Source organism: Streptococcus equinus (genome assembly GCF_049393805.1).
GTDB classification, from domain to species: domain Bacteria; phylum Bacillota; class Bacilli; order Lactobacillales; family Streptococcaceae; genus Streptococcus; species Streptococcus equinus.
This window is the reverse complement of sequence record NZ_CP185763.1, coordinates 331,692-354,742: the sequence shown is the minus strand read 5'-3', so window position 1 is coordinate 354,742 and position 23,051 is coordinate 331,692. Positions and strand designations below refer to the sequence as shown.

At 37.0% G+C, this 23,051-nt stretch carries 23 protein-coding genes and 1 tRNA gene; 20 read left to right on the top strand and 4 right to left on the bottom strand.

What is annotated here, in order from left to right; translation table 11 throughout:
* Positions 1–2 precede the first annotated feature (2 nt).
* Complete coding sequence (locus tag ACN0NP_RS01700) at positions 3–854, bottom strand: replication initiation protein (RefSeq protein WP_423217436.1); 852 nt, start codon at positions 852–854, stop codon at positions 3–5.
* A gap of 351 nt (positions 855–1,205) precedes the next feature.
* Positions 1,206–1,484 (bottom strand): hypothetical protein, encoded by a 279-nt coding sequence (locus ACN0NP_RS01695; RefSeq protein WP_009853864.1) that lies wholly within the window; start codon positions 1,482–1,484, stop codon positions 1,206–1,208.
* Positions 1,485–1,615: 131 nt separating this feature from the next.
* On the opposite strand from ACN0NP_RS01695, the gene ACN0NP_RS01690 reads away from it, so the two are divergent.
* Together ACN0NP_RS01690 and ACN0NP_RS01685 are read left to right on the top strand one after the other, a co-directional pair.
* Positions 1,616–2,209 (top strand): helix-turn-helix domain-containing protein, encoded by a 594-nt coding sequence (locus tag ACN0NP_RS01690; RefSeq protein ID WP_423217435.1) that lies wholly within the window; start codon positions 1,616–1,618, stop codon positions 2,207–2,209.
* 53 nt (positions 2,210–2,262) lie between these two features.
* The gene (locus tag ACN0NP_RS01685; RefSeq protein ID WP_423214856.1) at positions 2,263–3,420 is read left to right on the top strand and encodes a tyrosine-type recombinase/integrase; all 1,158 of its coding nucleotides are present in this window, start codon (positions 2,263–2,265) and stop codon (positions 3,418–3,420) included.
* A 101-nt stretch (positions 3,421–3,521) separates the two neighbouring features.
* On the opposite strand, the gene ACN0NP_RS01680 is transcribed toward ACN0NP_RS01685, so the two are convergent.
* Together ACN0NP_RS01680 and ACN0NP_RS01675 are read right to left on the bottom strand one after the other, a co-directional pair.
* Positions 3,522–3,767 (bottom strand): type B 50S ribosomal protein L31, encoded by a 246-nt coding sequence (locus tag ACN0NP_RS01680; RefSeq protein ID WP_021142736.1) that lies wholly within the window; start codon positions 3,765–3,767, stop codon positions 3,522–3,524.
* A gap of 163 nt (positions 3,768–3,930) precedes the next feature.
* Positions 3,931–4,866: a DHH family phosphoesterase gene (locus tag ACN0NP_RS01675; protein ID WP_024343792.1), complete on the bottom strand. Its 936-nt coding sequence runs from the start codon at positions 4,864–4,866 to the stop codon at positions 3,931–3,933.
* A 164-nt stretch (positions 4,867–5,030) separates the two neighbouring features.
* On the opposite strand from ACN0NP_RS01675, the gene ACN0NP_RS01670 reads away from it, so the two are divergent.
* The 18 genes from ACN0NP_RS01670 to hisB all read left to right on the top strand — a co-directional run bounded on the left by ACN0NP_RS01670 (position 5,031) and on the right by hisB (position 23,039).
* On the top strand, positions 5,031–6,182 hold the full coding sequence (locus ACN0NP_RS01670) for an iron-containing alcohol dehydrogenase (RefSeq protein WP_423217434.1): 1,152 nt from the start codon (positions 5,031–5,033) through the stop codon (positions 6,180–6,182).
* A 127-nt stretch (positions 6,183–6,309) separates the two neighbouring features.
* Positions 6,310–7,329, top strand: a complete 1,020-nt coding sequence (gene add / locus ACN0NP_RS01665; RefSeq protein ID WP_027968547.1) for an adenosine deaminase — start codon at positions 6,310–6,312, stop codon at positions 7,327–7,329.
* Positions 7,330–7,370: 41 nt separating this feature from the next.
* Positions 7,371–7,814, top strand: coding sequence for a flavodoxin (locus tag ACN0NP_RS01660; RefSeq protein WP_004232579.1), 444 nt, complete (start codon positions 7,371–7,373; stop codon positions 7,812–7,814).
* Positions 7,815–7,896: 82 nt separating this feature from the next.
* A complete protein-coding gene (sufB, locus tag ACN0NP_RS01655; RefSeq protein ID WP_423217433.1) occupies positions 7,897–9,282 on the top strand; it encodes a Fe-S cluster assembly protein SufB in 1,386 nt (461 codons plus the stop codon).
* An 83-nt stretch (positions 9,283–9,365) separates the two neighbouring features.
* Entirely contained in the window at positions 9,366–9,647 is a 282-nt protein-coding gene (locus ACN0NP_RS01650) for a chorismate mutase (RefSeq protein WP_423217432.1), read from the top strand.
* Positions 9,648–9,665: 18 nt separating this feature from the next.
* The gene (locus tag ACN0NP_RS01645) at positions 9,666–10,886 is read left to right on the top strand and encodes a chloride channel protein (RefSeq protein ID WP_423217431.1); all 1,221 of its coding nucleotides are present in this window, start codon (positions 9,666–9,668) and stop codon (positions 10,884–10,886) included.
* Positions 10,887–11,017: 131 nt separating this feature from the next.
* Positions 11,018–11,365, top strand: coding sequence for a 50S ribosomal protein L19 (gene rplS, locus ACN0NP_RS01640; protein WP_021142699.1), 348 nt, complete (start codon positions 11,018–11,020; stop codon positions 11,363–11,365).
* Positions 11,366–11,421: 56 nt separating this feature from the next.
* A tRNA-Arg gene (locus tag ACN0NP_RS01635) sits at positions 11,422–11,493 on the top strand.
* A 223-nt stretch (positions 11,494–11,716) separates the two neighbouring features.
* Positions 11,717–12,928, top strand: a complete 1,212-nt coding sequence (locus ACN0NP_RS01630; protein ID WP_074483661.1) for an FtsW/RodA/SpoVE family cell cycle protein — start codon at positions 11,717–11,719, stop codon at positions 12,926–12,928.
* Between the two features lie 116 nt (positions 12,929–13,044).
* A complete protein-coding gene (locus tag ACN0NP_RS01625; RefSeq protein ID WP_423217430.1) occupies positions 13,045–13,605 on the top strand; it encodes an HAD-IA family hydrolase in 561 nt (186 codons plus the stop codon).
* On the top strand, positions 13,606–15,558 hold the full coding sequence (gene gyrB, locus ACN0NP_RS01620; RefSeq protein WP_423217429.1) for a DNA topoisomerase (ATP-hydrolyzing) subunit B: 1,953 nt from the start codon (positions 13,606–13,608) through the stop codon (positions 15,556–15,558).
* A 104-nt stretch (positions 15,559–15,662) separates the two neighbouring features.
* A complete protein-coding gene (ezrA, locus tag ACN0NP_RS01615) occupies positions 15,663–17,387 on the top strand; it encodes a septation ring formation regulator EzrA (RefSeq protein WP_024343800.1) in 1,725 nt (574 codons plus the stop codon).
* A gap of 457 nt (positions 17,388–17,844) precedes the next feature.
* Positions 17,845–18,903, top strand: coding sequence for a histidinol-phosphate transaminase (gene hisC / locus ACN0NP_RS01610; RefSeq protein ID WP_423217428.1), 1,059 nt, complete (start codon positions 17,845–17,847; stop codon positions 18,901–18,903).
* A gap of 12 nt (positions 18,904–18,915) precedes the next feature.
* Positions 18,916–19,884, top strand: coding sequence for an ATP phosphoribosyltransferase regulatory subunit (locus tag ACN0NP_RS01605; RefSeq protein WP_074668809.1), 969 nt, complete (start codon positions 18,916–18,918; stop codon positions 19,882–19,884).
* Positions 19,884–20,531 carry an ATP phosphoribosyltransferase gene (gene hisG, locus ACN0NP_RS01600; RefSeq protein WP_021142688.1) on the top strand — a complete coding sequence of 216 codons (648 nt, stop codon included), beginning with the start codon at positions 19,884–19,886 and terminating at the stop codon, positions 20,529–20,531. Before ACN0NP_RS01605 ends, hisG begins: the two co-directional genes overlap by 1 nt.
* Entirely contained in the window at positions 20,528–21,805 is a 1,278-nt protein-coding gene (gene hisD, locus ACN0NP_RS01595; RefSeq protein WP_134775445.1) for a histidinol dehydrogenase, read from the top strand. Before hisG ends, hisD begins: the two co-directional genes overlap by 4 nt.
* On the top strand, positions 21,798–22,454 hold the full coding sequence (gene serB / locus ACN0NP_RS01590; RefSeq protein ID WP_423217427.1) for a phosphoserine phosphatase SerB: 657 nt from the start codon (positions 21,798–21,800) through the stop codon (positions 22,452–22,454). Before hisD ends, serB begins: the two co-directional genes overlap by 8 nt.
* Positions 22,455–23,039, top strand: coding sequence for an imidazoleglycerol-phosphate dehydratase HisB (hisB, locus tag ACN0NP_RS01585; RefSeq protein WP_004232533.1), 585 nt, complete (start codon positions 22,455–22,457; stop codon positions 23,037–23,039). It abuts the gene before it with no gap.
* Positions 23,040–23,051: the final 12 nt, after the last annotated feature.

Below are 23,051 nucleotides of genomic sequence, written 5' to 3'. Positions count from 1 at the left end.
TTTTAGGGTGCTCGACCACCAAAATAAGCTAATTCTTTTTCAAGTCTCGGACGTTCATGTTTAAGTAATTCTTTCAAGAGTTCTAAATAGTCTATTTCGGACGTTTTATAACTTTCAAGAATTTTTTTGTATTTGGTTCTGGTATTCCTATGTAGTTTTTTCCATACATTTTTATCACGAGTATAAGCCACAAGATAAATCTGTGTTTCAACTGGTAAATCAGTAAAATCAAAGGGTTTAAAAATAATCGTATTAATAATGTCAAATATTTCTTCAACAGAACGATTGCGAAGTTGAAATTCTAAACGCCACCAGTGGGAAAAATGTTTTGCAAATTCTTTTTCTGCGGGGGTTCCATTTTCTAGTTGCTCAATTTTTTTATTATATAGCCTAATTTGTTTTTCTGAGCGAGAAGCACCAAGATACTTTGTTTCAAGTTTTCCTAGATTAGATCTAAATTCTTTTGTTGCAGTTGGTCTGCCTTTTTTCTCTAAAATAAATTCGCTACAATCTACCTCAAATAAATCAAATGCTAAGTCGGCACGTGATATTGAAATATCCTCAAGGCATGGTATAATGGTCTCAATGATTTTTTTATCAATTGGACGGAGTTTATTAGGGTTGAACTCCAAGCGAAATGGACGAGCGTGAAAGGCCTGTCCTTTTCTTTTGTCATAATCTATTTTGAGGATAACATGGCCTTCAGCCTTGGTAGAAGCATTAAATAAATCAGTCATAGCAGTAGTCACAATGATTGCAACGTGGTTTTCAACCAATTTTTTTAGCAAATGAAGCCTATTTGTTTTAACATAAGCTGTCATTGTAATATTATCCAAGCTGACTTTTATATCCAAAAAAGAACTCCTTTCTTTGACGGTCGCCTATCGGCGCCGATTTTTTTGTCTGCGCAAAGGCTTACGTAAAATGACATTCTCGGGGGAGCAACCCCGAGCCGACTTCGTCGAACCATTTTCATTTTTCTCCAGCCAAACTTGCCAAAAAACGGGTGTAGTGGATGCACATCAGATGTGCACATAGCGGGCTGTTAGAGGGCGCCCTGTTATAAAATTTTCGGACCCTTCAAAAATTTGACTTCAAAATTCCATTTTCATAATATTTTCATAACTGTTTTCATGAAATTTAGAGCTCAAAAAATCTGTGATTTTAGGAGATGACTTTGCAAAATATTATCGATTATCATAATTTTATCTTTCAAATTGTTGTAACCATTGAGCAACTTTACGTTTGTCGTATAAAGTTACTCCGTCAATAACCATATAAGGCATACCTTCTTTTTGCCATTTTGCAATAGTAGTCGTTGAAACATCTAGCCAACGACTTAAACCAGACATACGAACCAATGGTTTATAAAGTTCCTTGTCTTCAAGGGCTTTTTCAATGGCGGTTTGTAGCATGTTATCGTAGCGAGCCAGTAGCTCTTTTTCTTTTCGCTTAGGTAATTGTAAAATGAATTCTTCAGACATCTTGTTTTTCCTTTCATTGTTTTATAAGCTCCGAACCAAATTACAAATATTTTGTAATTCACGGTTATTATATTACAAAATATTTGTAAAATCAATTGCTTTTACAATTTTTTTGTAAAAATGGTGTATATATGATAAAATATAGCCCAAGCGGAGGTGTTTTATTGGATAATAGAGTGAATGAATTACGAAAACAATTTGGAAAGACAATGAAGAAATTATCTGCAGAGACGGGTATCGGATTATCAACTATTTCAAACTATGAAAATGGTTATTCAACACCTAAAAAGAAAAATGCCCAAATACTTGCTGACTACTTTGGTGTATCTGTTCCTTATTTACTTGGCTTGGATGATAACCCAGTCTTAAAAAATCCTAGTGAGGATAGTTTTGTTAAATCATTTATTAAGTTTTTAAAAGACGGTTCTGTTACAAGTAAAAAAATTGATGATTTGACCCCTTTTAAAGATGATGTTGCCGGTTTACTTGCTGATATTAGTGGAACAGGAATTTTAGAAAGTCATATTGATTTTTTGATAAAAGAAAAGGGCTATCACCCAATTATTGTGAAAGCCTATAAGCACTTTTTAAAAGAACAGTCAGAAACAATATTTCCATATCTGCTAAATAAGAGTGGTGATAAAAACTCACCTTATCATTATGTTTGGGAAGAGTGGGAAAAGTCCGAAGAGTATAAAGCCGTGCAGAAAGCAAAGAAAGACTAATATGTAATTTCATTGTTTTATAAGCTCCGAAACCTTAGAAACGGAGAAATTACATGTCTATTATTAAGTACAAGGCTAAAAAGTCTAAAACAGGCTATCTTTACAAAGTTAGAATTTACCGAGTTATTGACGGGAAACGTCATGATTATTTTAAAAGTGGTTTTAAGACGCGTAGAGAAGCCAAAGAACATGAAGCAATAATTTATCATAAAAAACTAACAGGAGAGCTCACAGAGCTTTTAAAAGCTTCTGAGAGGACTTTTGAGGAAGTTTTTGAAGAATGGTTCAAAACATATCAAGATACTGTAGAGAGGACGACAAGCGTCCGTACTGATGATATGTTCCGGTTACACATCTTACCAACGCTAGGAAATTTTAAAATTTCAAAAATAACTCCTTGGCAATGCCAGGAGTTTATTACAGAAAAGGGAAAAACGTTTAGAAATATTAAGCAAGTAAAGTCTTATGCTAATCAAGTTTTCAATTTTGCTGTTAAGATGAAGTTGATTACTGAGAATCCTATGAGAGATATAACTTTACCAAAACGGGAACATAAACAATCAGATAATTTCTTTAACGTTGACGAGTTACATGAGTTTTTAGCTATTGTAAAAGCAGAAGAGTCCTACAAAGATTATGCTTTATTTAGATTGCTAGCTTATAGCGGTTTAAGGAAGGGTGAGCTTTATTCTTTGAGATGGTCTGATATTGATTTTGATAAACAAATACTATCTGTCAACAAAAATTTAGGGCGAATTAGAGGAAAAGCTGTTGAGAAAAAGACGAAAAATAGGTTCTCTGTACGACAAATCCCTTTAGATGATGAGACTATTTCTATCTTGAGAGAGTGGAAAGTACGTAGTAAAAAAGAAAAAGGGCAACTTTCAGTTACCCCATTAATTGATAATGATTACATATTTACGTTTGTTGATAGAGACGGAAAAATACAACCATTGTATCAAGATTATATAAATTATAACCTAAAACGTATTATTGATAAACATAATCTAAAGAAAATATCGCCACATGGTTTTAGACATACTCATGCAACATTGATGATTGAGATTGGTGTAGATCCAGTAAATGCTGCTAGACGGTTAGGGCATGCAAGTAGTCAAATGACACTAGATACCTATAGTCATGTAACCGAAGCTGGAGGAGAAAGAACAATCAAAAAGTTTGCTGAATACCTCAAAAATTCGGCTGACTAATTTTCCAAAACGGTACCAAAAACGGTACTAAAAATAAAAAAAGCCAATTCCGAATTCTCGAAAAAGGCTTGAAATCAACGATAATTGACAAATGCGGTTTATTATTTTGTGAAACCGTATTTTTTGTTGAAGCGATCCACACGACCATCTGCTTGAGTGAATTTTTGGCGACCAGTGTAGAATGGGTGAGAATCTGATGAGATTTCCACACGTACAAGTGGGTAAGTAGCGCCTTCAAATTCTACAGTTTCGTCAGAAGCTTTTGTAGAACCGCTAAGGAATTTGTAACCAGTAGTTGTGTCCATGAATACTACTGGACGGTATTCTGGGTGGATATTTTGTTTCATTGTTAAAAGATTTCCTTTCTGCCATGGCGCTTTTCCGCACCATAGTTATTTTAACTTCTTTAGTTTATCAAATAAACCAATTTTTGACAAGACTTTTGTGCAAAATAATTGAATTGAAATGTAATTGTTATAAAGTCTAGTCTGGTAAGGTTCAATCGTGTTTTTACTCAGCTAGCAAATCTTTGATTTCTTGGTAGATTTGTTCGTTTTCTTCTAAGCTGTAAGAATTGGCTCCGCTGGCAAGAGGGTGGCCTCCGCCGTCATGACGTTTGGCAATTTCGTTGATGACTTTTGTTTTACTGCGCAAGCGGACACGATAGTTCCCGTTTGCTTGTTCGACAAAGATTGCCCATGATTGGACACAATCAATACGACCTGGGGCACCAACGATAGCAGATGTTTCAGCTTCTGTGACATTGTATTTTTTCATTGTTTCTTGCGTCAAGATAACACGCGCAGCCCCATTGTCATCAACTTCTAAATTATCGTAAACAAAGCCTTGAAGTTTAGCAATTTTAAATGAAATAGAATCCATTTGGCGAGCAAGACTAGAAAAATCGAAGTCGTATTCGCGAAGTTTACTTGCAATCATGAAGGTTTTACTGCTTGTGGCTGGGTAAAGGAAACGCCCAGTATCTCCGACAATACCTGAGTAGAGCAAGCGGGCAGCTTCGCTAGAAAGGGCTAAGCCAGTAGAGAAAGCAAAGTCAGAGATGATTTCGCTGGCACTTGAGGCGTTCGTATTGACGTACAAGAGGTCACCATAAACATCTTCGTTAGGGTGGTGGTCAATCTTAATGAGGCAATCGCCCTTTGTGTAGCGCTCATCGTCGATGCGCGGAGTGTTTGCTGTGTCAGTGACAATGACCAAAGCCCCATCATAGTCGCTGTCAGAGACCTCATCCATTGTTGTAATCCATGCAAGAGTTGGCTCATCAAAACCAGTTGCTAAAACTTTTTTAGTTGGGAAATTATGCTTGATGAGTTCACGCAAACCGGCTTGGCTACCTAGAGCATCTGGATCAGGACGTTGGTGACGGTGAATGATAATGGTATCGTAAGCTTTTATCTTTTCTAAAATTTCTTCAAATGTATTCATAGTTTGTTCCTTTACAAGTTGAGATTTATTTTATTATAGCATGAAAAAGAAAAACTGTAGAAAGTTTGTAAAATAAGTTTATTACTTTATTTTTATTTTAAAAATGCTAAAATTAAAATGTAAACGTTTTCTAAAAAACAAAAAATCATAAGGAGGCTATGCTCATGTCAGTATTTTATGTTCCATCTCAAAACCTTATTGGTCGCGGAGTGGTTAAAGAAATCGGAAGTCATATTAAAGAATTAGGCTACAAAAAGGCTCTTTTGGTAACAGACCATTTTATTGCTGGAAGTGATATTTTACCTAAAGTAACTGCACCACTTGATGCAGAAAATATTGATTATGTTGTTTATAGCGATGTTGATCCAAATCCAACAGTTAAAAATGTCGAAGAAGGTCTAGCTGCTTTGAAAGAAAATGCTTGTGACTTTATCATCTCACTTGGAGGTGGTTCACCACAAGATGCTGCTAGTTGTATTTCAATTTTGGCAACAAATGGTGGTCGTCCACAAGACTACGAAGGTGTCAACAAATCATCTAAAAAAGGTCTTCCTGTTGTAGCCATTAACACGACTGCAGGAACATCAGCTGAAATTACAATCAACTACGTCATCACAGATGAAGAACGCAAAGTTAAAATGGTTATGGTTGATAAAAATAGCTTAGCCTTGATGTCAGTTAATGACCCAGAACTTATGGTTTCAATGCCAAAATCATTAACAGCGGCAACTGGTATGGATGCTTTGACTCACGCAATCGAAGCTTTAGTGACACCAGGTGCTTACGGTGCAACGAAAAAACTTTCAATTGGAGCAATTGAGCTAATCAAAGAATTTTTGCCACGAGCTGTTGAAAATGGTGAAGATTTGGAAGCGCGTGAAGCTATGGTTAATGCTATTTTCTTAGGTGGTATGGCGTTTAATAATGCAGGACTAGGTTATGTGCATGCGATGGCTCACCAACTCGGTGCGGTTTACCATTTGCCACACGGTGTCTGCTGTGCTATGATTTTGCCAATCGTCGAACGTGAAAATACCAAACACGTTCCAGCAGCTTTCCGAGATGTGGCTAAAGGACTAGGACTTCATACAGAAGATAAAAGTGACCAAGAATGTGCTGTTTACGCTATTGCAGAAATTGAAAAATTGTCAGCAACAGTTGGTATTCCTAAGAAATTGACTGAGCTTGGTATTAAGGAAGAAGAATTCGACTTCGAATTTCTTTCTAAAAACGCTTTACTTGATGCCTGTGCACCAGGTAATCCATTTATGCCAACACTTGAAGAAACAATCGAACTTTACAAACAATTGTTTTAATGGAGCAAGAGTTTAACGTAAGTCACTGAAAATTTTCAGTGACTTATTTTTTTGAGAAAAATTTCTTTGCAAAACAAAAAGAATGTGTTAAGATAGTACCTAAAAAATTTAATTAGAGGAGGCTAACTTGGATACAACAACGTTAAAAGACTTGGCAAAGACAGAATTACATTGTCACTTGGATGGTTCAATTTCATTGGAGACAATTCGTCAATTAGCAGATATGGCAGACATTGCTGTTCCTGAATCTGATGATGAACTGAAAAAGCTTGTCGTGGCACCTGCTGAGGCAGAATCTTTGATGGATTACCTTAAGGCATTTGATTTTATTCGTCCGCTTTTACAGACAAAGAAGGCTTTACACTTAGCGGCTTACGATGTGGCTAGACAAGCTGCGCAGGAAAATGTGATTTACACTGAAATTCGTTTTGCGCCTGAGTTTTCAATGGACGAAGGTCTAAAAGCTTCAGAGACCGTCGAAGCTGTTTTGTCTGGTCTTGAGCAAGCAGAAAATGATTTTGGCATTGTTGCTAAAGTGCTTGTCTGTGGGATGAAACAATCACCTGCAAGTGTTACTCGAGATATCTTTGACCATGTTGTACCGTTAGCCAAAAAAGGGTTGGTTGGTTTTGATTTTGCAGGAAATGAACTTGATTTTCCACCAGCAGAATTGGAAAAACTCATTCGCTACACTCAAGAACTTGGTCTTCCGATGACTTTCCACGCTGGAGAATGTGGCTGCGCTCACTACATTGCAGACTCAATTGCCCTTGATATCAAACGTTTGGGGCATAGCACAGCTATTTATAATCAACCGGAATTAATCAAACAATTTGTTGAGAATAATGTAACGGCTGAGCTTTGTTTGACAAGTAATTTGCAGACAAAAGCAGCAAAATCAATCGATGAATTTCCGTTTCTTGCTTTGAAAAATGCTGGTGCTAAAATTACAATTAATACAGACAATCGAACAGTTTCTGATACAAATCTGACAAAAGAATACGGACTATTTGTTAAACATTTTGGAGTAGATGCAGCTGATTTTCTAACCTTTAATAAAAATGCCATTCATGCATCTTTCACAAGTGAAGGTCAAAAAGCTGATTTATTATCGAAAATTGACGATTTATATAAAACATTTTTGTAAAAATATGCTACAATAATGGTAATTTATGTTTGGAGGAAACTATGGCTTTAGTTAAAATTGTCTATGCCAGCATGACAGGAAATACTGAAGAAATTGCTGACATCGTCGGAAATAAATTTGAAGAACTCGGACACACTGTTGAAGTAGACGAATGTACAACTGTTGACGCAGCTGATTTTGAAGATGCTGATGTTGCAATCGTTGCATCATACACTTACGGAGACGGTGAATTACCAGACGAAATCGTTGATTTCTACGAAGATTTGGCAGATGTTGATTTGTCAGATAAAATTTTTGGTGTTGTCGGTTCTGGTGACACTTTCTATGATTACTTCTGTAAAGCAGTTGATGAATTTGAAGCTCAATTTGCATTGACAGGCGCTACAAAAGGTGCTGATTCAGTCAAAGTTGATTTGTCAGCTGAAGAAGAAGACATTGCAAATCTAGAAGCTTTCGCAGAAACTATTTCTGAAAAAGTAAACTAATAGTAACCTGAGGTTGGAGTGCGCTCCAATCTCTTTTTTTCTCTTCTCCTTCATAAAGAATTAAATATAAGTGAGGTGCCGTATGGCAAAAAATAGAGAATACGATTATGGCTTTCACGATGATGTGACGCCAACTTATTCAACCGGAAAAGGGCTGACAGAAGAAATCGTTCGAAACATATCTGCTTACAAGCATGAGCCAGAATGGATGCTTGAGTATCGGCTAAAAAGTTTGGAATTGTTTTATAAACTTCCCATGCCTGATTTTGGACCAGATTTATCTGGAATTGACTTTGATGATGTGATTTATTTTCAAAAATTAGCTGATAAAAAAGTTAATGATTGGGATGATGTCCCTGATAAAATCAAGGAAACTTTTGAGAGACTTGGTATCCCGCAAGCAGAGCGAGACTATCTATCAGGTGCCGTGGCACAATACGAATCTGAAGTTGTCTACCATAATATGAAAGAAGAATTTCAAAAGCAAGGCATTATTTTCACAGATACCGATACAGCTCTTCAAGAATATCCTGAACTATTTAAGAAGTATTTTGGAAAAATTGTTTCAAATAGCGAGCACAAATTTGCTGCGCTAAATGGTGCGGTTTGGTCAGGTGGAACCTTTATCTATGTTCCAAAGGGTGTTCAATGTGATATTCCCGTTCAGACATATTTCCGAATTAACGGTGAAAATGCTGGACAGTTTGAACGCAGTTTGATTATTGTTGATGAAGGTGCTTCAATTCAATACATCGAAGGTTGTACAGCGCCAAATTATTCGACAAATAGTTTGCATGCTGCCACTGTTGAAATTGTTGTTAAACGTGATGCAAGTTTTCGTTATACAACTATGCAGAACTGGTCAGATAATGTCTACAATCTTGTAACAGAACGTGGTAGAGTTGAAGAAAATGGTATGTTGGAGTGGATTGATGGTAATCTTGGAAGTAAGGTTAACATGAAATATCCTTGCTCAATTTTAGCAGGACCACATGCTAAAACATCTGTGCTTTCCATGGCATTTGCCAATTATGGACAACATCTAGATGCAGGTTGTAAGGTTTATCATAATGCTCCTCATACGTCTTCAACTTTGATTTCAAAATCTGTAGCTAAAGATGGTGGAAAAACTGATTATCGTGGGTCAGTTTACTTTGGTAAGCATAGTGACGGCTCAAAATCTCATATTGAATGTGACACCATTTTAATTGATGATTTATCAAGTTCTGATACCATTCCTTTCAATGAGATTCACAATTCAAATGTCTCATTAGAACATGAAGCAAAAGTCTCAAAAGTCTCAGAAGAACAGCTTTACTACATGATGAGTCGAGGCATTTCAGAAGAAGAAGCGACAGCGATGATTGTTAATGGCTTTATGGAACCAATCACAAAAGAACTTCCTATGGAATACGCTGTTGAAATGAATAGCTTAATTACCATGAGTATGGAAGGCTCAGTTGGTTAATATCTTTAAAGTTTTCTTGTCAAGCTATTAACTTTTCTTTATAATGGAAACAATAATATAGAAGAAAGATAGGTTATAGGGATATGTCAGTAAAAGATTTAGAGCTTACTCGTAAAGAAATTGACCAAGTTGATCAACAACTGGTTGCTTTGCTAGAAAAGCGCATGCAGTTGGTCAATGATGTTGCAGCCTATAAAAAAGCTACTGGTAAGCCTATTTTGGATACTAGCCGTGAAAAAATTGTACTAAACAAAGTTGCTAGCCGCGTTCAAAACAAAGCCTTTGAAGAAACATTAGTAAATACTTTCGCAGATATTATGAAAAATTCTCGCAACTATCAAGCCAAACAATTAGCTGATGATTGAGGTTAAGGGAGATTTATCATGATAAAAAAACTAAAGGATAATCAAGATTATTCTTTGAATTTACTAGGAAAATTAGTAGGATTAAGCATTCTTATAGGAATTCTCATTGGCTGTGTTGATGCTATTTTCGGACGTGTCTTACTTGCTTTGAGCGACTTTCGAGTTGCAAACTTCAATTATCTGATACCATTTTTAGGGCTTGTCGGACTTTTGATTGTTTATCTTTATCAAAAAGCAGATAGTCGAGCAGCCAAAGGAATGGGCTTGATGTTTGCTGTCGGACGTGGAGAAGAAGACGAGATTCCTCTTGTTTTACTGCCCTTGGTAACTGTTTCTACTTGGGCAACACATCTTTTTGGTGGTAGTGCTGGTAGAGAAGGCGTGGCTGTACAGCTTGGTGCAACGATTTCGCATGCATTCAGTCGATTTATTTCTTTTGAAAATAGCTCGCGCTTGTTTCTTGTGATTGGTATGGCAGCAGGGTTTGCAGGTTTGTTCCAAACACCGCTTGCAGCTGTATTTTTTGGACTAGAAATATTAGTGCTTGGCAAGTTGCAGTTAGTTGCTTTATTGCCGATGACGGTTGCTTCTTTTGTTGCAAGTACGACATCACATTTTTTAGGACTGGAAAAATTTTCTCACTTTGTTGATGTATCGCTAAATCTTGATATATTCCTATTTTTCAAATTAGCTTTGTTAGGGATTATCTTTGGTTTGGTTGGAAATGCTTTTGCAGCGTTTTTAGCCTTTTCTAAGGAAAAAGCAAAGGAAGTTTTTGCAAATCCATACTATCGTATTTTGTTTGGTGGGATTTTTCTAAGTTTACTTTTCTTGATGTTTTTCAACGGGCGTTACTCAGGACTTGGAACGAATTTGATTGCTGCAAGTTTTTCTGGAGGCGATATTCATATTTATGATTGGCTTCTCAAACTGATTTTTACAGCTGCGACACTTGCTATTGGTTTCCAAGGTGGCGAAGTAACTCCTTTGTTTGCAATCGGAGCATCGCTTGGCGTTGTCTTAGCAAAAATCTTTGGACTTCCTGTTGAATTTGTAGCAGCAGCTGGATATATCAGTGTTTTTGGCAGTGCTACGAATACGCTGCTCGCACCGATTTTTATTGGTGGTGAAGTTTTTGGCTTTGCCAATTTACCGTATTTTACATTGGTAATGATTTTCGCTTATAGCCTTAATCGCAGGAATTCTATCTACACTGGTCAAGAGGTACTTTCTTTCTAAAAAATACGTCATATTGCTTTACAGTCATGGCTATTTTTGGTAGAATGTGATATGTGTGTAATGGACGCACTAAAATACGGCTAATCCGCTGGGACAAGCACTTAAGATTAGTAAGATAGGAGAATAATTAAATGAATCCATTAATTCAAAGTTTGACTGAAGGTCAATTACGTACTGACATCCCTGCATTCCAACCTGGTGATACTGTTCGTGTTCACGCAAAAGTTGTTGAAGGAAGCCGCGAACGTATCCAAATTTTCGAAGGTGTGGTAATTTCACGTAAAGGTCAAGGGATCTCAGAAATGTACACAGTTCGTAAAATTTCAAGTGGTATCGGTGTTGAACGTACATTCCCAGTTCACACTCCACGTGTAGAAAAAATCGAAGTTGTTCGCCACGGTAAAGTACGTCGTGCTAAACTTTACTACTTGCGTGCATTGCAAGGTAAAGCTGCTCGTATTAAAGAAATCCGTCGTTAATTTTAACGAACACGATTCGATGAAAAGATCTGTCCTTGCGGCAGATTTTTTCTTAACTCCCCTTAGTTCAATGGATATAACAACTCCCTCCTAAGGAGTAGTTGCTGGTTCGATTCCGGCAGGGGAGATAGAAATTATCGTAAAAAGCCTTGATATCAAGGCTTTTTCTTATGTTTGAAATGGATTTTGCCCCAAATTTTGTCTCAAAAATTCTTCCTCTTTTTTAGTGAAAAGTTCAAGAAATATTGTGTTAATTTTTTCTGAAAAAATCTTTTATTTTCACCAGGTTTTTTCCTCTATTCTAGATAAAAAATGATATAATATTTTTTGATTAGAAACGAAGGAAGTATAATGGCAAGAAAAAAATATTCTATCGATAGTCGCATCGACTATTCTGTGATTTTACCTGTCTTTTTTCTTTTGCTTATTGGTTTAGTTGCTGTTTATATTGCAACAGCAAATGATTATCCTGGAACCATTGCAAAAGTGATGACGCAACAAGGCATTTGGATTTTTTTAGGTTGTGCAGTTGCCTTTGTTGTCATGCTCTTTAGCACAGAATTTTTATGGAAAGTCACCCCGTATCTATATGGATTAGGACTAGCCTTGATGGTTTTACCTTTGATTTTTTACAGTCCTGAATTGGTAGAGTCTACAGGTGCTAAAAACTGGGTGACAATTGGTTCTGTGACCTTATTTCAACCTTCAGAGTTTATGAAGGTCTCGTATATTTTAATGCTTGCTAGGGCATCCATATGGTTCCGCCAAAAATTTTCAGAAGATAATTTGAAAAATGATTGGAAACTTCTTGGAGTTTTTGCCTTGATTACCTTGCCAGTGATGATTCTTTTAGGCTTGCAAAAAGACCTTGGTACAGCAATGGTTTTCTCAGCGATTTTAGCAGGATTGATTTTGTTGTCAGGAATTTCTTGGTGGATTATCTTACCTGTAGTTATTGTTGTTACAGTTGTTATTGCAGGTTTTTTAGCGCTTTTTCTATCTCCTCATGGGAAAGATATTTTCTATAGTTTGGGGATGGATACTTATCAAATTAACCGTATTTCAGCTTGGTTAGATCCATTTTCATATGCAAAATCAATTGCCTACCAACAAACTCAAGGAATGATTTCGATTGGTAGCGGTGGTTTCAGCGGTAAAGGGTTCAATGTGGTCGATCTTTCAGTTCCAGTTCGTGAAAGTGATATGATTTTCACTGTTATTGCTGAAGATTTTGGTTTTCTTGGCTGCGCTGTTGTCATGGGCTTGTACCTTGTTTTGATTTATCGAATGCTCCGTGTGACATTTGAATCTAACAATCGATTCTACACTTATATTTCAACAGGATTTATCATGATGATTTTATTCCATATTTTTGAAAATATTGGTGCGGCAATCGGAATTCTACCTCTGACTGGTATCCCTTTGCCATTTATTTCACAAGGTGGTTCATCATTGATTTCTAATCTGATTTGTGTTGGTTTGATTTTATCAATGAGTTATCAAAATAATTTGCATCATGAGCAAGAAATCGAAGAACATTTCAGAAGAAGTGAACGTTATTAAAAGAGGTTTGGAAGAAATTCCAAGCCTTTTTTCTTGTCAAAATGAAGCCGTTTGGGAGATGAAAATGATTGGTCAGAGACTGTAAAAAAATGTAAATTTGTGATATAATATTGGTTATGAATTACCATGATTATATCTGGGATTTGGGTGGCACTTTACTTGATAATTATGAGATGTCTACTCAGGCTTTTGTGAAAACGTTAGCAGATTTTGGCCAACAAGCATCACATGATGAGGTCTATGAAAAGCTAAAGGAATCCACAGATGCCGCTGTTGCACAATTTATCCCAAACCAACCACAATTTTTAAAAGATTATAAAACCTTAGAAGCCGATTATTTGAAAACACCGGTTCTTTTTGCGGGTGCTAGCGATGTTTTGCAGGCAATTGTGGCAAGCGGAGGAAGAAACTTTTTGGTTTCTCATCGTAATAAGCAAGTCCTTGATATTTTAGAAAAAACTAAGGTCCTTCCATATTTCACGGAAGTTGTTACATCTGAAAGCGGCTTTGCCCGTAAACCAAATCCAGAATCGATGTTGTACCTCAAAGAAAAATACAATATTGAGCAAGCTCTGGTGATTGGAGATCGTGAAATTGATAAAGAAGCCGGTCAAGCAGCAGGCTTTAATACCTTATTAGTTGATGGAAAAAAATCCTTATTGGAGATAGTGAAGTAAATGACGGAAGAAAATAAAAATTTAGCAGAATTAGCCAAAGAATACGACGCGAGTCAGATTCAGGTCTTAGAAGGTCTTGAAGCTGTACGTATGCGCCCAGGGATGTACATTGGTTCAACTTCAAAAGAAGGTTTGCACCACTTAGTCTGGGAAATCGTTGATAACTCTATCGATGAAGCTTTAGCAGGCTTTGCAACACATATTGAAGTCTTTATCGAAAAAGATAACTCAATTACAGTTGTCGATGATGGACGTGGTATTCCAGTTGACATTCAAGAAAAAACTGGTCGCCCAGCCGTAGAAACAGTCTTTACGGTTTTGCACGCCGGAGGTAAATTCGGCGGAGGCGGTTATAAAGTATCAGGTGGTCTTCACGGTGTAGGTTCATCTGTTGTAAACGCCCTTTCTACACAATTGGATGTTTCAGTTTATCGTGATGGTAAGATTCATTACCAAGAATATCGTCGCGGACATGTTGTTGATGATTTGAAAGTTATCGGTGAAACAGATCGTCACGGAACAACTGTTCACTTTACTCCAGATGGTGAGATTTTTTCAGAAACTACTGTTTTTGATTTTGATAAATTGGCAAAACGTATTCAAGAACTTGCTTTCTTGAACCGTGGTCTACGTATCTCAATCACTGATAAACGTGAAGGAATTGAGCAAGAGCAACACTATCACTATGAAGGTGGTATCTCAAGTTATGTTCAATTCATTAACGAAAACAAAGATGTTATCTTTGATACTCCTATCTACACTGATGGTGAGATGGATGGCATTTCTGTTGAAGTGGCAATGCAGTACACAACAGGTTACCACGAAACAGTTATGAGTTTTGCAAATAATATTCACACACATGAAGGTGGTACACACGAACAAGGTTTTCGTACAGCTTTGACACGTGTGATTAATGACTACGCTCGTCAAAATAAAATCCTTAAAGAAAAAGATGACAATTTGACTGGTGACGATGTTCGTGAAGGTTTGACGGCTGTTATCTCTGTTAAACACCCTAACCCACAATTTGAGGGGCAAACAAAAACAAAACTTGGAAACTCAGAAGTTGTTAAAATTACTAACCGCTTGTTTAGTGATGCCTTTAGCCGTTTCTTGTTAGAAAATCCTCAAATTGCGAAGAAAATCGTTGAAAAAGGTATTTTAGCTTCTAAAGCTCGTATTGCTGCCAAACGAGCTCGTGAGGTTACTCGTAAGAAATCAGGTCTTGAAATCTCAAATCTTCCTGGTAAATTGGCTGATTGTTCTTCAAATGACGCAACAATGAACGAATTGTTCATCGTCGAAGGGGACTCTGCCGGAGGTTCAGCAAAATCAGGTCGTGACCGTGAGCACCAAGCTATTTTGCCAATTCGTGGTAAAATCTTGAACGTTGAAAAAGCAAGTATGGATAAAATCCTTGCTAATGAAGAAATCCGAAGTTTATTTACAGCTATGGGAACTGGATTTGGGGCTGACTTTGACGTTACAAAAGCACGTTATCACAAATTGGTCATCATGACCGATGCCGATGTCGATGGTGCACACATTCGTACATTGTTATTGACTTTGATTTATCGCTTTATGCGTCCTGTTCTAGAAGCAGGTTATGTTTATATCGCACAACCACCAATTTACGGTGTCAAAGTTGGTAGTGAGATTAAAGAGTATATCCAACCAGGAGCAAATCAAGAAAGTGAACTTCAAGCGGCTATCGAACGTTACAGTAATGGTCGTTCTAAGCCATCTGTTCAACGATACAAAGGTCTTGGTGAAATGGATGACCACCAACTTTGGGCAACAACAATGGACCCAGAGAATCGTTTGATGGCGCGTGTCTCAGTTGATGATGCGGCTGAAGCTGATAAGATTTTTGATATGCTTATGGGTGATAAGGTTGAACCACGTCGTGAGTTCATCGAAGAAAATGCGGTTTACAGTACACTTGATATTTAACAGAATATTAACAGAAAAATACTGCACGCAATCTCTAAGTATGGTATAATTGTAACGTTATAGCTATTTTTTACGATAAAAAGACAATTTATAAGGAGTTTTAAATGTCGAGCGGAATTATTTTACTGCTTGTAGCAATAGTTGTTTTAGTCATTATTGCTTATCTAGTTGGCGTTGTTGTACGCAAACGAAATGATTCATTGATTGCAAGCTTAGAAGAACGAAAACAATCATTATTTGGATTACCAGTCAATGAAGAAGTCGAAGCTGTTAAAAATCTTCATCTTATCGGACAAAGTCAAACAACATTCCGTGAATGGAATCAAAAATGGGTTGACCTTTCATTAAATTCATTTTCAGATATTGAAAATCATATTTTTGAAGCAGAAGATCTTAATGATAGTTTCAAATTCATCAGCGCAAAACACGAGATTGACAATGTTGAAAGTCAATTGAATCTGGTTGAAGAAGATATCAATGCTATTCGAGAAGCACTTTCAGTATTGAAAGAACAAGAAGAAAAGAATAGTGCTCGTGTTAAACATGCTTTGGATTTGTACGAAACTCTTCAAGCTTCAATCTCAGAAAAAGAAGATAACTTTGGTTCAACAATGCCTGAAATTGAAAAACAATTGAAGAACATTGAAACTGAGTTTTCTCAATTTGTAACTCTTAACTCAACAGGTGACCCCGTTGAAGCTTCAGAAGTACTTGACCGTGCTGAAGAACACACAATTGCGCTTGGACAAATTTCTGAACAAATTCCAGCAATTGTTGCTAAATTAGAAGATGATTTCCCAGATCAACTTGATGATTTGGAACAAGGTTATCGTCGTTTGCTTGAACAAAATTACCACTTCGCTGAAAAAGACATTGAAGCTCGTTTCCAAGAAGTGCGTGATTCAATTCGTGCTAACTCTTCTGAACTTGTGACACTTGATTTGGATCGTGCACGTGATGAAAATGAGCACATTCAAGAAAATATTGATTCATTGTATGAATTATTTGAACGTGAAATCAAAGCTCACAAGTCAGCTCTTAAAGACAGTAAGATTATTCCGGATTATTTAGCTCATGCTAAAGCTAATAACGAAAAATTAGAGCATGAAATTAAACGTTTGTCTCACAAGTATATTTTGAATGACAATGAAAAACTTAATCTTCGTTCATTCACTAAGAACTTGGAAGAAATCGAACAAGAAACATTACCAATTGTTGAAGTATTTGACAACCAAGACAAACCGTTCTCTGAACTTCAATTGATTTTTGATCGTACATTGAAAACTCTTGATGCTGTTGAAGAAGGACAAATGCAAGTCTTTGAGCACGTTAAAAACATTGAACAAATTGAAAGTGTTGCTCGCCAAAGCTTGGATCAATACATTAATCGTTTGCACATGATTAAACGTTTCATCGAAAAACGTAATTTGCCTGGTATCCCTCAAGGTTTCTTGAGTGCATTCTTCACAACAAGCAAACAATTAGAAGTTTTGATTGATGAACTTAGCCGTGGTCGTATTGATATTGAAGCTGTTTCACGATTGACAGATGTTGCGACTGCAGCAATTGCTAATCTTGAAGATTCTGCATATCAAGTCGTTCAAAATGCTACATTGACTGAACAATTGTTACAATACTCAAATCGTTATCGTAGCTTTGAACCAAGTGTTCAAAGTAGCTTCGAACATGCTTTGCATCTCTTTGAAGTGGATAATGATTATCAAGCATCATTTGATGAAATTTCATATGCACTTGAAACGGTTGAACCAGGTGTAACTGATCGTTTTGTAACGTCATACGAAAAGACACGTGAACAAATTCGTTTCTAAGACGAAGATATACTAAAAGGTTTGGAAAATTTTTCTAAACCTTTTTTGATTTATCTATTTCTTACATGATCATAGAGTGAATATAAAACAGTCATTTCGACTGTTTTTTTGTTTGAGTAAAAATTCTAAAAATTCTACTTGCAATTTTCAGAATTTTCTTGTAAAATATCCTTAATATAAAAAAGCAGTGATAGAAAGAGCCTGAGACAACAGACAGAGAGTGCTTGATGGTGAGAAAAGCGTGCAATCCTTGGGCGACACATTCTTGAGTGCGTGTGCGAACTCTTATGACAGTAGTGCACGACGCGTGGTCTACGTTACAGACTAGAAGTCACGTACTTCATGAGAGCAGTAAAGGCGACTTGCTGCTGAATCAGAGGTGGAACCACGTTTTAAGCGTCCTTGCAAATTTTTTTGCGAGGGCTTTTTTATATCAGAAAATAGAAAGGATTTTGTTATGACAACTATCAAAGGATTGAGAAAAATTGACCCTTATGTTGCCGGAAGTCAACCGAGTGGCGAAAATTTAATAAAATTAAACACAAACGAAAATGCGTACGGACCAAGTCCTAAAGTAGTAGATGCCTTTTCACACTTTGATGTCCATCAATTGCGAAAATATTCTACTTTAGACCAAAAATCACTTCGTACAGCTCTCGCTAAACAACATGGTCTTGATCCAGATCAGATTATTGTTGGTAATGGATCTGATGATGTTTTGTCTATGGCATTCTTGGCATTCTTTAATAGCGATGATCCTATTTTATTTCCTGATTTGACATATGGTTTTTATAAAGTCTGGGCTGATTTGTACCATATCAATTATCGTGAAATTCCTTTAGATGACAATTTTGAAATTGATGTGACTGATTATATTTCTGATAATGGAGGTATTGTCATTACCAATCCAAATGCACCGACAGGGATTTATAAGTCGCTTGATGAGATTGAGCGTATTATTCGAGCTAATCAAGATGTGGTTGTCATTATTGATGAAGCTTATATTAATTTCGGTGGTCAAACAGCTATTGCCTTGCTTGAAAAATATGACAATGTGTTTATTACACGGACATTTTCAAAAGATGCTTCACTTGCTGGGCTTCGTGTTGGATATGGCATGGGAAGTAAAAAATTGATGCCAGTTATTAACGCAGTAAAGAACTCAGTGAATCCTTATAACGTTGATTTGATTGCTGAAAAGCTCGCGCTTGCAGCGGTTGAATCGTGGGATTACTATGAAGAAACGTGCCGAAAAATCATGGCGACAAGAGATTGGTTTTCTGATGAATTGACATTTCTTGATTTCACTGTCTTAGCGTCAAAGACAAATTTTGTATTGGCAGAATGTCCACATCGCTCTGCGAAATCGCTATTTGAGTATTTGCAGTCTAATAACATTTATGTCAGATATTTCCCAAAAGTTGAGCGTATTAAGAATCATTTGCGAATTTCCATCGGTCGTCAAGACGAAATGGAAGAAGTAATCAGAGTGATTAAGAAATATTATATGAAGTAAGGAGGCGATTGAATGAAAAAAACGACATTACCTGTCGGTATGCATGATAAATTGTTTAAACGTGCTCGAGTAACCTATAAAATCGAGCGTGACATTAGTGATTTTTTGATGAGTCAAGGTTTTAATCGCATTGAAACTCCGACGCTTGAGCACTTTGAGGTTTTTAGTGATTCGATTACTAAAAATAATTATAATTTTTTTGATAAAAGTGGTGAGTTGTTAACTCTTCGTCCAGATATTACAAGTCAGATTGGTCGTGTGATTGCCTCGACTCAGGTTGAAACACCGATTAAATTTTCTTACTCTGGAAAAGTTTTTAAGTACAATGAAGAGATGCGTGGTTTGATGAATGAGCATACGCAAGCTGGTGTTGAAATTGTCGGATTTCCTGCAAACGAAGCGGTTTACGAGGCGATTGCGTCAGCGAAAGCCTCACTTGATAAAGCCGATATTCCATCTTATCAATTTGAATTTTCTCATGCAGGTATTTTACAAACGATTTTTGAAAAGCTTAATTTACCAGAAACAGCTAGCAGAGAATTCGATGTGGCAATCAAAGATAAAAATATTACACAATTGAATGAACTGACTAAAAAGTACCCAAGCGAGTTTGATGAATTTTTGAAGCAATTGCCGTTTTTATTTGGAGAAAGTCATAAAGTCTTGCAAGCGGCTCGCAAGCTTGTTACAAATGAGTCGGTTTTAGCAGCTTTGACTGATTTGGAAAATCTATTGGAACAAGTTTCTGATATTTTGCCTGAAAGCAATATTGATTTAGCACAAATTCCATCAATGCCATATTATACTGGTGTGATGTTCAAAGTTTTTGGTGACAAGGTTCCTGATGCTTTTGCATCTGGCGGACGCTACGACAAATTATTTGAACGCTTTGGTGCAAAGAAATTGACAGCAGTTGGTTGGGCAGTTGACATTGATGCCATTTACCAAGCTGTCCACGATAGCTTAGAAGGAGGTGCCTAATGGAAAATCAAATTACGATTGCATTGACGAAGGGTCGTATTGAAAAAGATACGGTGAAACTTCTGGAAAAAGCTGGTTTTGACATGTCGTTTATGGCAAATAAAGGTCGCAACTTGATTTTTGAAAGTCCAGATAAAAAGTTTCGCTTTTTGTTAGTAAAGGCACCTGATGTGACAACTTATGTGAGACATGGTGTGGCAGACCTTGGTGTGGTCGGAAAGGATTTGTTGATTGAACATCCGACAGGGTATCTTGAAATGTTAGATTTAAATTTTGGTTTATGTAAATTTTCAGTAGCGTCAACAGATGATTATAAGCCACATGACCATAAGCGCAAGCGAATTGCCACAAAATACCCAACCATAGCAACAGATTATTTCAATAAAAAGGGGGAGGATGTTGAGATTATTTCCATTCAAGGAAGTGTTGAAATTGCCCCAGTTATTGGACTTGCGGATGCTATTGTTGATATTGTTGAGACTGGAAATACTTTGGTTGCAAATGGTCTTAAAGTCTACGAAGATATTTGCCGTATTTCAGCTAGATTGATTGTCAACAAAGCGGCTCTAAAAAATAATCCTGATATTATGCCATTTATCAAGAAAATAGAAGAAATTGTCGGAAATGAGGAGGTAGCTTTTAAATGAAACGATTGACTGGAACGACTGAAGAAATTTCAAAAATTCTTTATCAAGAACAGCTGGAGTTGAGTAAAGAAAATCTTGATGTTGACGATGCAGTTCGTAAGATTTTAGAAGATGTCAAATTAAATGGCGATAAAGCTCTTAAGGCTTATTCTGAAAAATTTGACAAGCTTGCTTTAGATGATTTTGAAGTTGGTCAAGACCTTATTGATAAAGCTTTTGAAGAAATTAATCCAGAAGTTTTACAAGCTCTTAAGAACGCTAAAGCAAACATCGAAAGCTATCACAAGCAACAGCTTGAATCAGGCTTCGAAGATGCTCCAGTAGATGGTGTCATTCGTGGTCAGCTGATTCGTCCGATTGAACGTGCGGGTGTTTATGTTCCAGGAGGAACAGCTGCTTACCCGTCATCAGTTTTGATGAATGTGATTCCAGCAAAAATTGCAGGTGTTAAAGAAATTATAATGATTACCCCACCACAAAAGCATTTTGAACCAGCTATTTTGGTTGCTGCATCACTTGCTGGTGTTGATAAAATTTATCAAGTTGGTGGTGCACAAGGTGTGGCAGCTCTAGCTTATGGTACTGAAAGTATTCCTCGTGTTGATAAAATCACTGGACCTGGAAATATTTTTGTAGCTACAGCTAAGAAAATGGTTTACGGACTCGTTGGCATTGATATGATTGCTGGTCCATCTGAAATCGGAGTGATTGCTGATAGCACTGCAACACCAAAATATGTGGCAGCAGATTTGCTTTCTCAAGCAGAACATGATAAACGTGCTCGTGCGATTTTGGTTACAAACTCTGCTGAACTAGCTGATGCAGTTGAAGCAGAAATAGAAGCTCAGCTAAAAGCATTGCCACGTGAAGAAATTGCTCGAGCTTCGATTGAAAATAATGGACGTATTATCATTGCAGATTCAGTTGAAGCCATGTTTGAATTGATGAACCAAGTGGCGCCAGAACATTTGGAGTTAGCGATGGATAATGCTTATGATTATCTTGATAAAGTTGAAAATGCTGGTTCAGTCTTTCTCGGACACTTTACTAGTGAGCCGATTGGAGATTATTACGCTGGTGCCAACCACGTCTTGCCTACAACAAGTACAAGTCGATTTTCTTCTGCACTTGGCGTACATGATTTTGTGAAACGTATTCAGTACATGCAATATTCTAAGTCAGCGGTTAGTGCTGCTAGTCACGATATTACGACGCTTGCTTACGCTGAAGGTCTGCAAGCACACGCTAAAGCAATCGAGGTGCGTCATGACTAAGGTAAAAGGTTTATTGGTGATGGATGTGGATTCAACTCTCATCCAAGAAGAAGGAATTGATTTATTAGGTGAAGAAGCTGGTGTTGGTGAAAAAATCGCTGATATTACAGCGCGTGCCATGAATGGTGAACTTGATTTTAAACAAGCTTTGGACGAGCGTGTTGGTTTATTAAAAGGCTTGCCAGAAAGTATTTTTGATAAGGTGCTCGCGCGTATGCATTTTACAAATGGTGCTGAGAAGTTGGTGGCTGAGCTTCATCGTCGCGGCTATAAAGTTGCTGTTGTGTCTGGCGGCTTTCACGAAACGGTTGACGTTTTGGCAAAACTCATCGGACTTGATTATGTGAGAGCTAATCGCTTGGAAGTCAAAGATGGTGTGCTAACAGGAAAGGTCCTTGGTGAAGTTGTCACAAAAGATGTCAAGAAAGCAAGTTTAATGCAGTGGGCAGCAGAAAATAATTTGGAGCTTAGTCAGACAATCGCTATGGGAGATGGTGCAAATGACCTTCCTATGATTAAAACAGCAGGAATTGGCATTGCTTTTTGTGCGAAGCCAATCGTTCGAAAAGAAGCTCCACATCAGATTAATGAAGCGGATTTGTACAAGGTGATTGACATTATAGACAGTCAAGAAAAGGAAGAACAATAAATGAGACAAGCAGAAATTGAACGTAATACCTTTGAGACAAAAATCAAATTGAATCTTAATTTGGATGCTCAAGAGCCTGTTTCTATTGACACAGGTGTCGGATTTTTTGACCACATGTTGACTCTTTTTGCAAGACATAGTCGCATGTCACTTGTGGTTAAGGCAGATGGTGATTTGCATGTTGATAGCCACCACACTGTAGAAGATGTGGGAATTGTTTTAGGACAAGCTTTGAAAGAAGCCCTTGGCGATAAAGCAGGAATCAATCGCTACGGAACAGCTTTTGTTCCGATGGATGAAACACTCGGAATGGCTAGCCTTGATTTGTCAGGACGCAGCTACCTTGTTTTTGATTGTGAGTTTGACAACCCAAAACTTGGTAATTTTGATACTGAGTTGGTTGAAGAATTCTTCCAAGCATTTGCATTCAATGTTCAAATGAATTTACACCTGAAGATTTTGCATGGTAAAAATAACCACCACAAATCAGAAAGTCTTTTTAAGGCGACTGGACGAGCTCTTCGCGAAGCAATTACTATTAACCCTGAAATTCACGGGGTTAATTCAACAAAAGGTTTGCTTTAATATATAGAAAGG

What these genes read in the sequence shown, in the direction of transcription:
- ACN0NP_RS01695 (WP_009853864.1), bottom strand. Translation starts at nt 1,484, where the DNA reads ATGTCTGAAGAATTCATTTTACAATTACCTAAGCGAAAAGAAAAAGAG.
- ACN0NP_RS01690 (WP_423217435.1), top strand. Translation starts at nt 1,616, where the DNA reads ATGATAAAATATAGCCCAAGCGGAGGTGTTTTATTGGATAATAGAGTG.
- ACN0NP_RS01685 (WP_423214856.1), top strand. Translation starts at nt 2,263, where the DNA reads ATGTCTATTATTAAGTACAAGGCTAAAAAGTCTAAAACAGGCTATCTT.
- ACN0NP_RS01680 (WP_021142736.1), bottom strand. Translation starts at nt 3,767, where the DNA reads ATGAAACAAAATATCCACCCAGAATACCGTCCAGTAGTATTCATGGAC.
- ACN0NP_RS01675 (WP_024343792.1), bottom strand. Translation starts at nt 4,866, where the DNA reads ATGAATACATTTGAAGAAATTTTAGAAAAGATAAAAGCTTACGATACC.
- ACN0NP_RS01670 (WP_423217434.1), top strand. Translation starts at nt 5,031, where the DNA reads ATGTCAGTATTTTATGTTCCATCTCAAAACCTTATTGGTCGCGGAGTG.
- ACN0NP_RS01660 (WP_004232579.1), top strand. Translation starts at nt 7,371, where the DNA reads ATGGCTTTAGTTAAAATTGTCTATGCCAGCATGACAGGAAATACTGAA.
- sufB (WP_423217433.1), top strand. Translation starts at nt 7,897, where the DNA reads ATGGCAAAAAATAGAGAATACGATTATGGCTTTCACGATGATGTGACG.
- ACN0NP_RS01650 (WP_423217432.1), top strand. Translation starts at nt 9,366, where the DNA reads ATGTCAGTAAAAGATTTAGAGCTTACTCGTAAAGAAATTGACCAAGTT.
- ACN0NP_RS01645 (WP_423217431.1), top strand. Translation starts at nt 9,666, where the DNA reads ATGATAAAAAAACTAAAGGATAATCAAGATTATTCTTTGAATTTACTA.
- rplS (WP_021142699.1), top strand. Translation starts at nt 11,018, where the DNA reads ATGAATCCATTAATTCAAAGTTTGACTGAAGGTCAATTACGTACTGAC.
- ACN0NP_RS01630 (WP_074483661.1), top strand. Translation starts at nt 11,717, where the DNA reads ATGGCAAGAAAAAAATATTCTATCGATAGTCGCATCGACTATTCTGTG.
- ACN0NP_RS01625 (WP_423217430.1), top strand. Translation starts at nt 13,045, where the DNA reads ATGAATTACCATGATTATATCTGGGATTTGGGTGGCACTTTACTTGAT.
- gyrB (WP_423217429.1), top strand. Translation starts at nt 13,606, where the DNA reads ATGACGGAAGAAAATAAAAATTTAGCAGAATTAGCCAAAGAATACGAC.
- ezrA (WP_024343800.1), top strand. Translation starts at nt 15,663, where the DNA reads ATGTCGAGCGGAATTATTTTACTGCTTGTAGCAATAGTTGTTTTAGTC.
- hisC (WP_423217428.1), top strand. Translation starts at nt 17,845, where the DNA reads ATGACAACTATCAAAGGATTGAGAAAAATTGACCCTTATGTTGCCGGA.
- ACN0NP_RS01605 (WP_074668809.1), top strand. Translation starts at nt 18,916, where the DNA reads ATGAAAAAAACGACATTACCTGTCGGTATGCATGATAAATTGTTTAAA.
- hisG (WP_021142688.1), top strand. Translation starts at nt 19,884, where the DNA reads ATGGAAAATCAAATTACGATTGCATTGACGAAGGGTCGTATTGAAAAA.
- hisD (WP_134775445.1), top strand. Translation starts at nt 20,528, where the DNA reads ATGAAACGATTGACTGGAACGACTGAAGAAATTTCAAAAATTCTTTAT.
- serB (WP_423217427.1), top strand. Translation starts at nt 21,798, where the DNA reads ATGACTAAGGTAAAAGGTTTATTGGTGATGGATGTGGATTCAACTCTC.
- hisB (WP_004232533.1), top strand. Translation starts at nt 22,455, where the DNA reads ATGAGACAAGCAGAAATTGAACGTAATACCTTTGAGACAAAAATCAAA.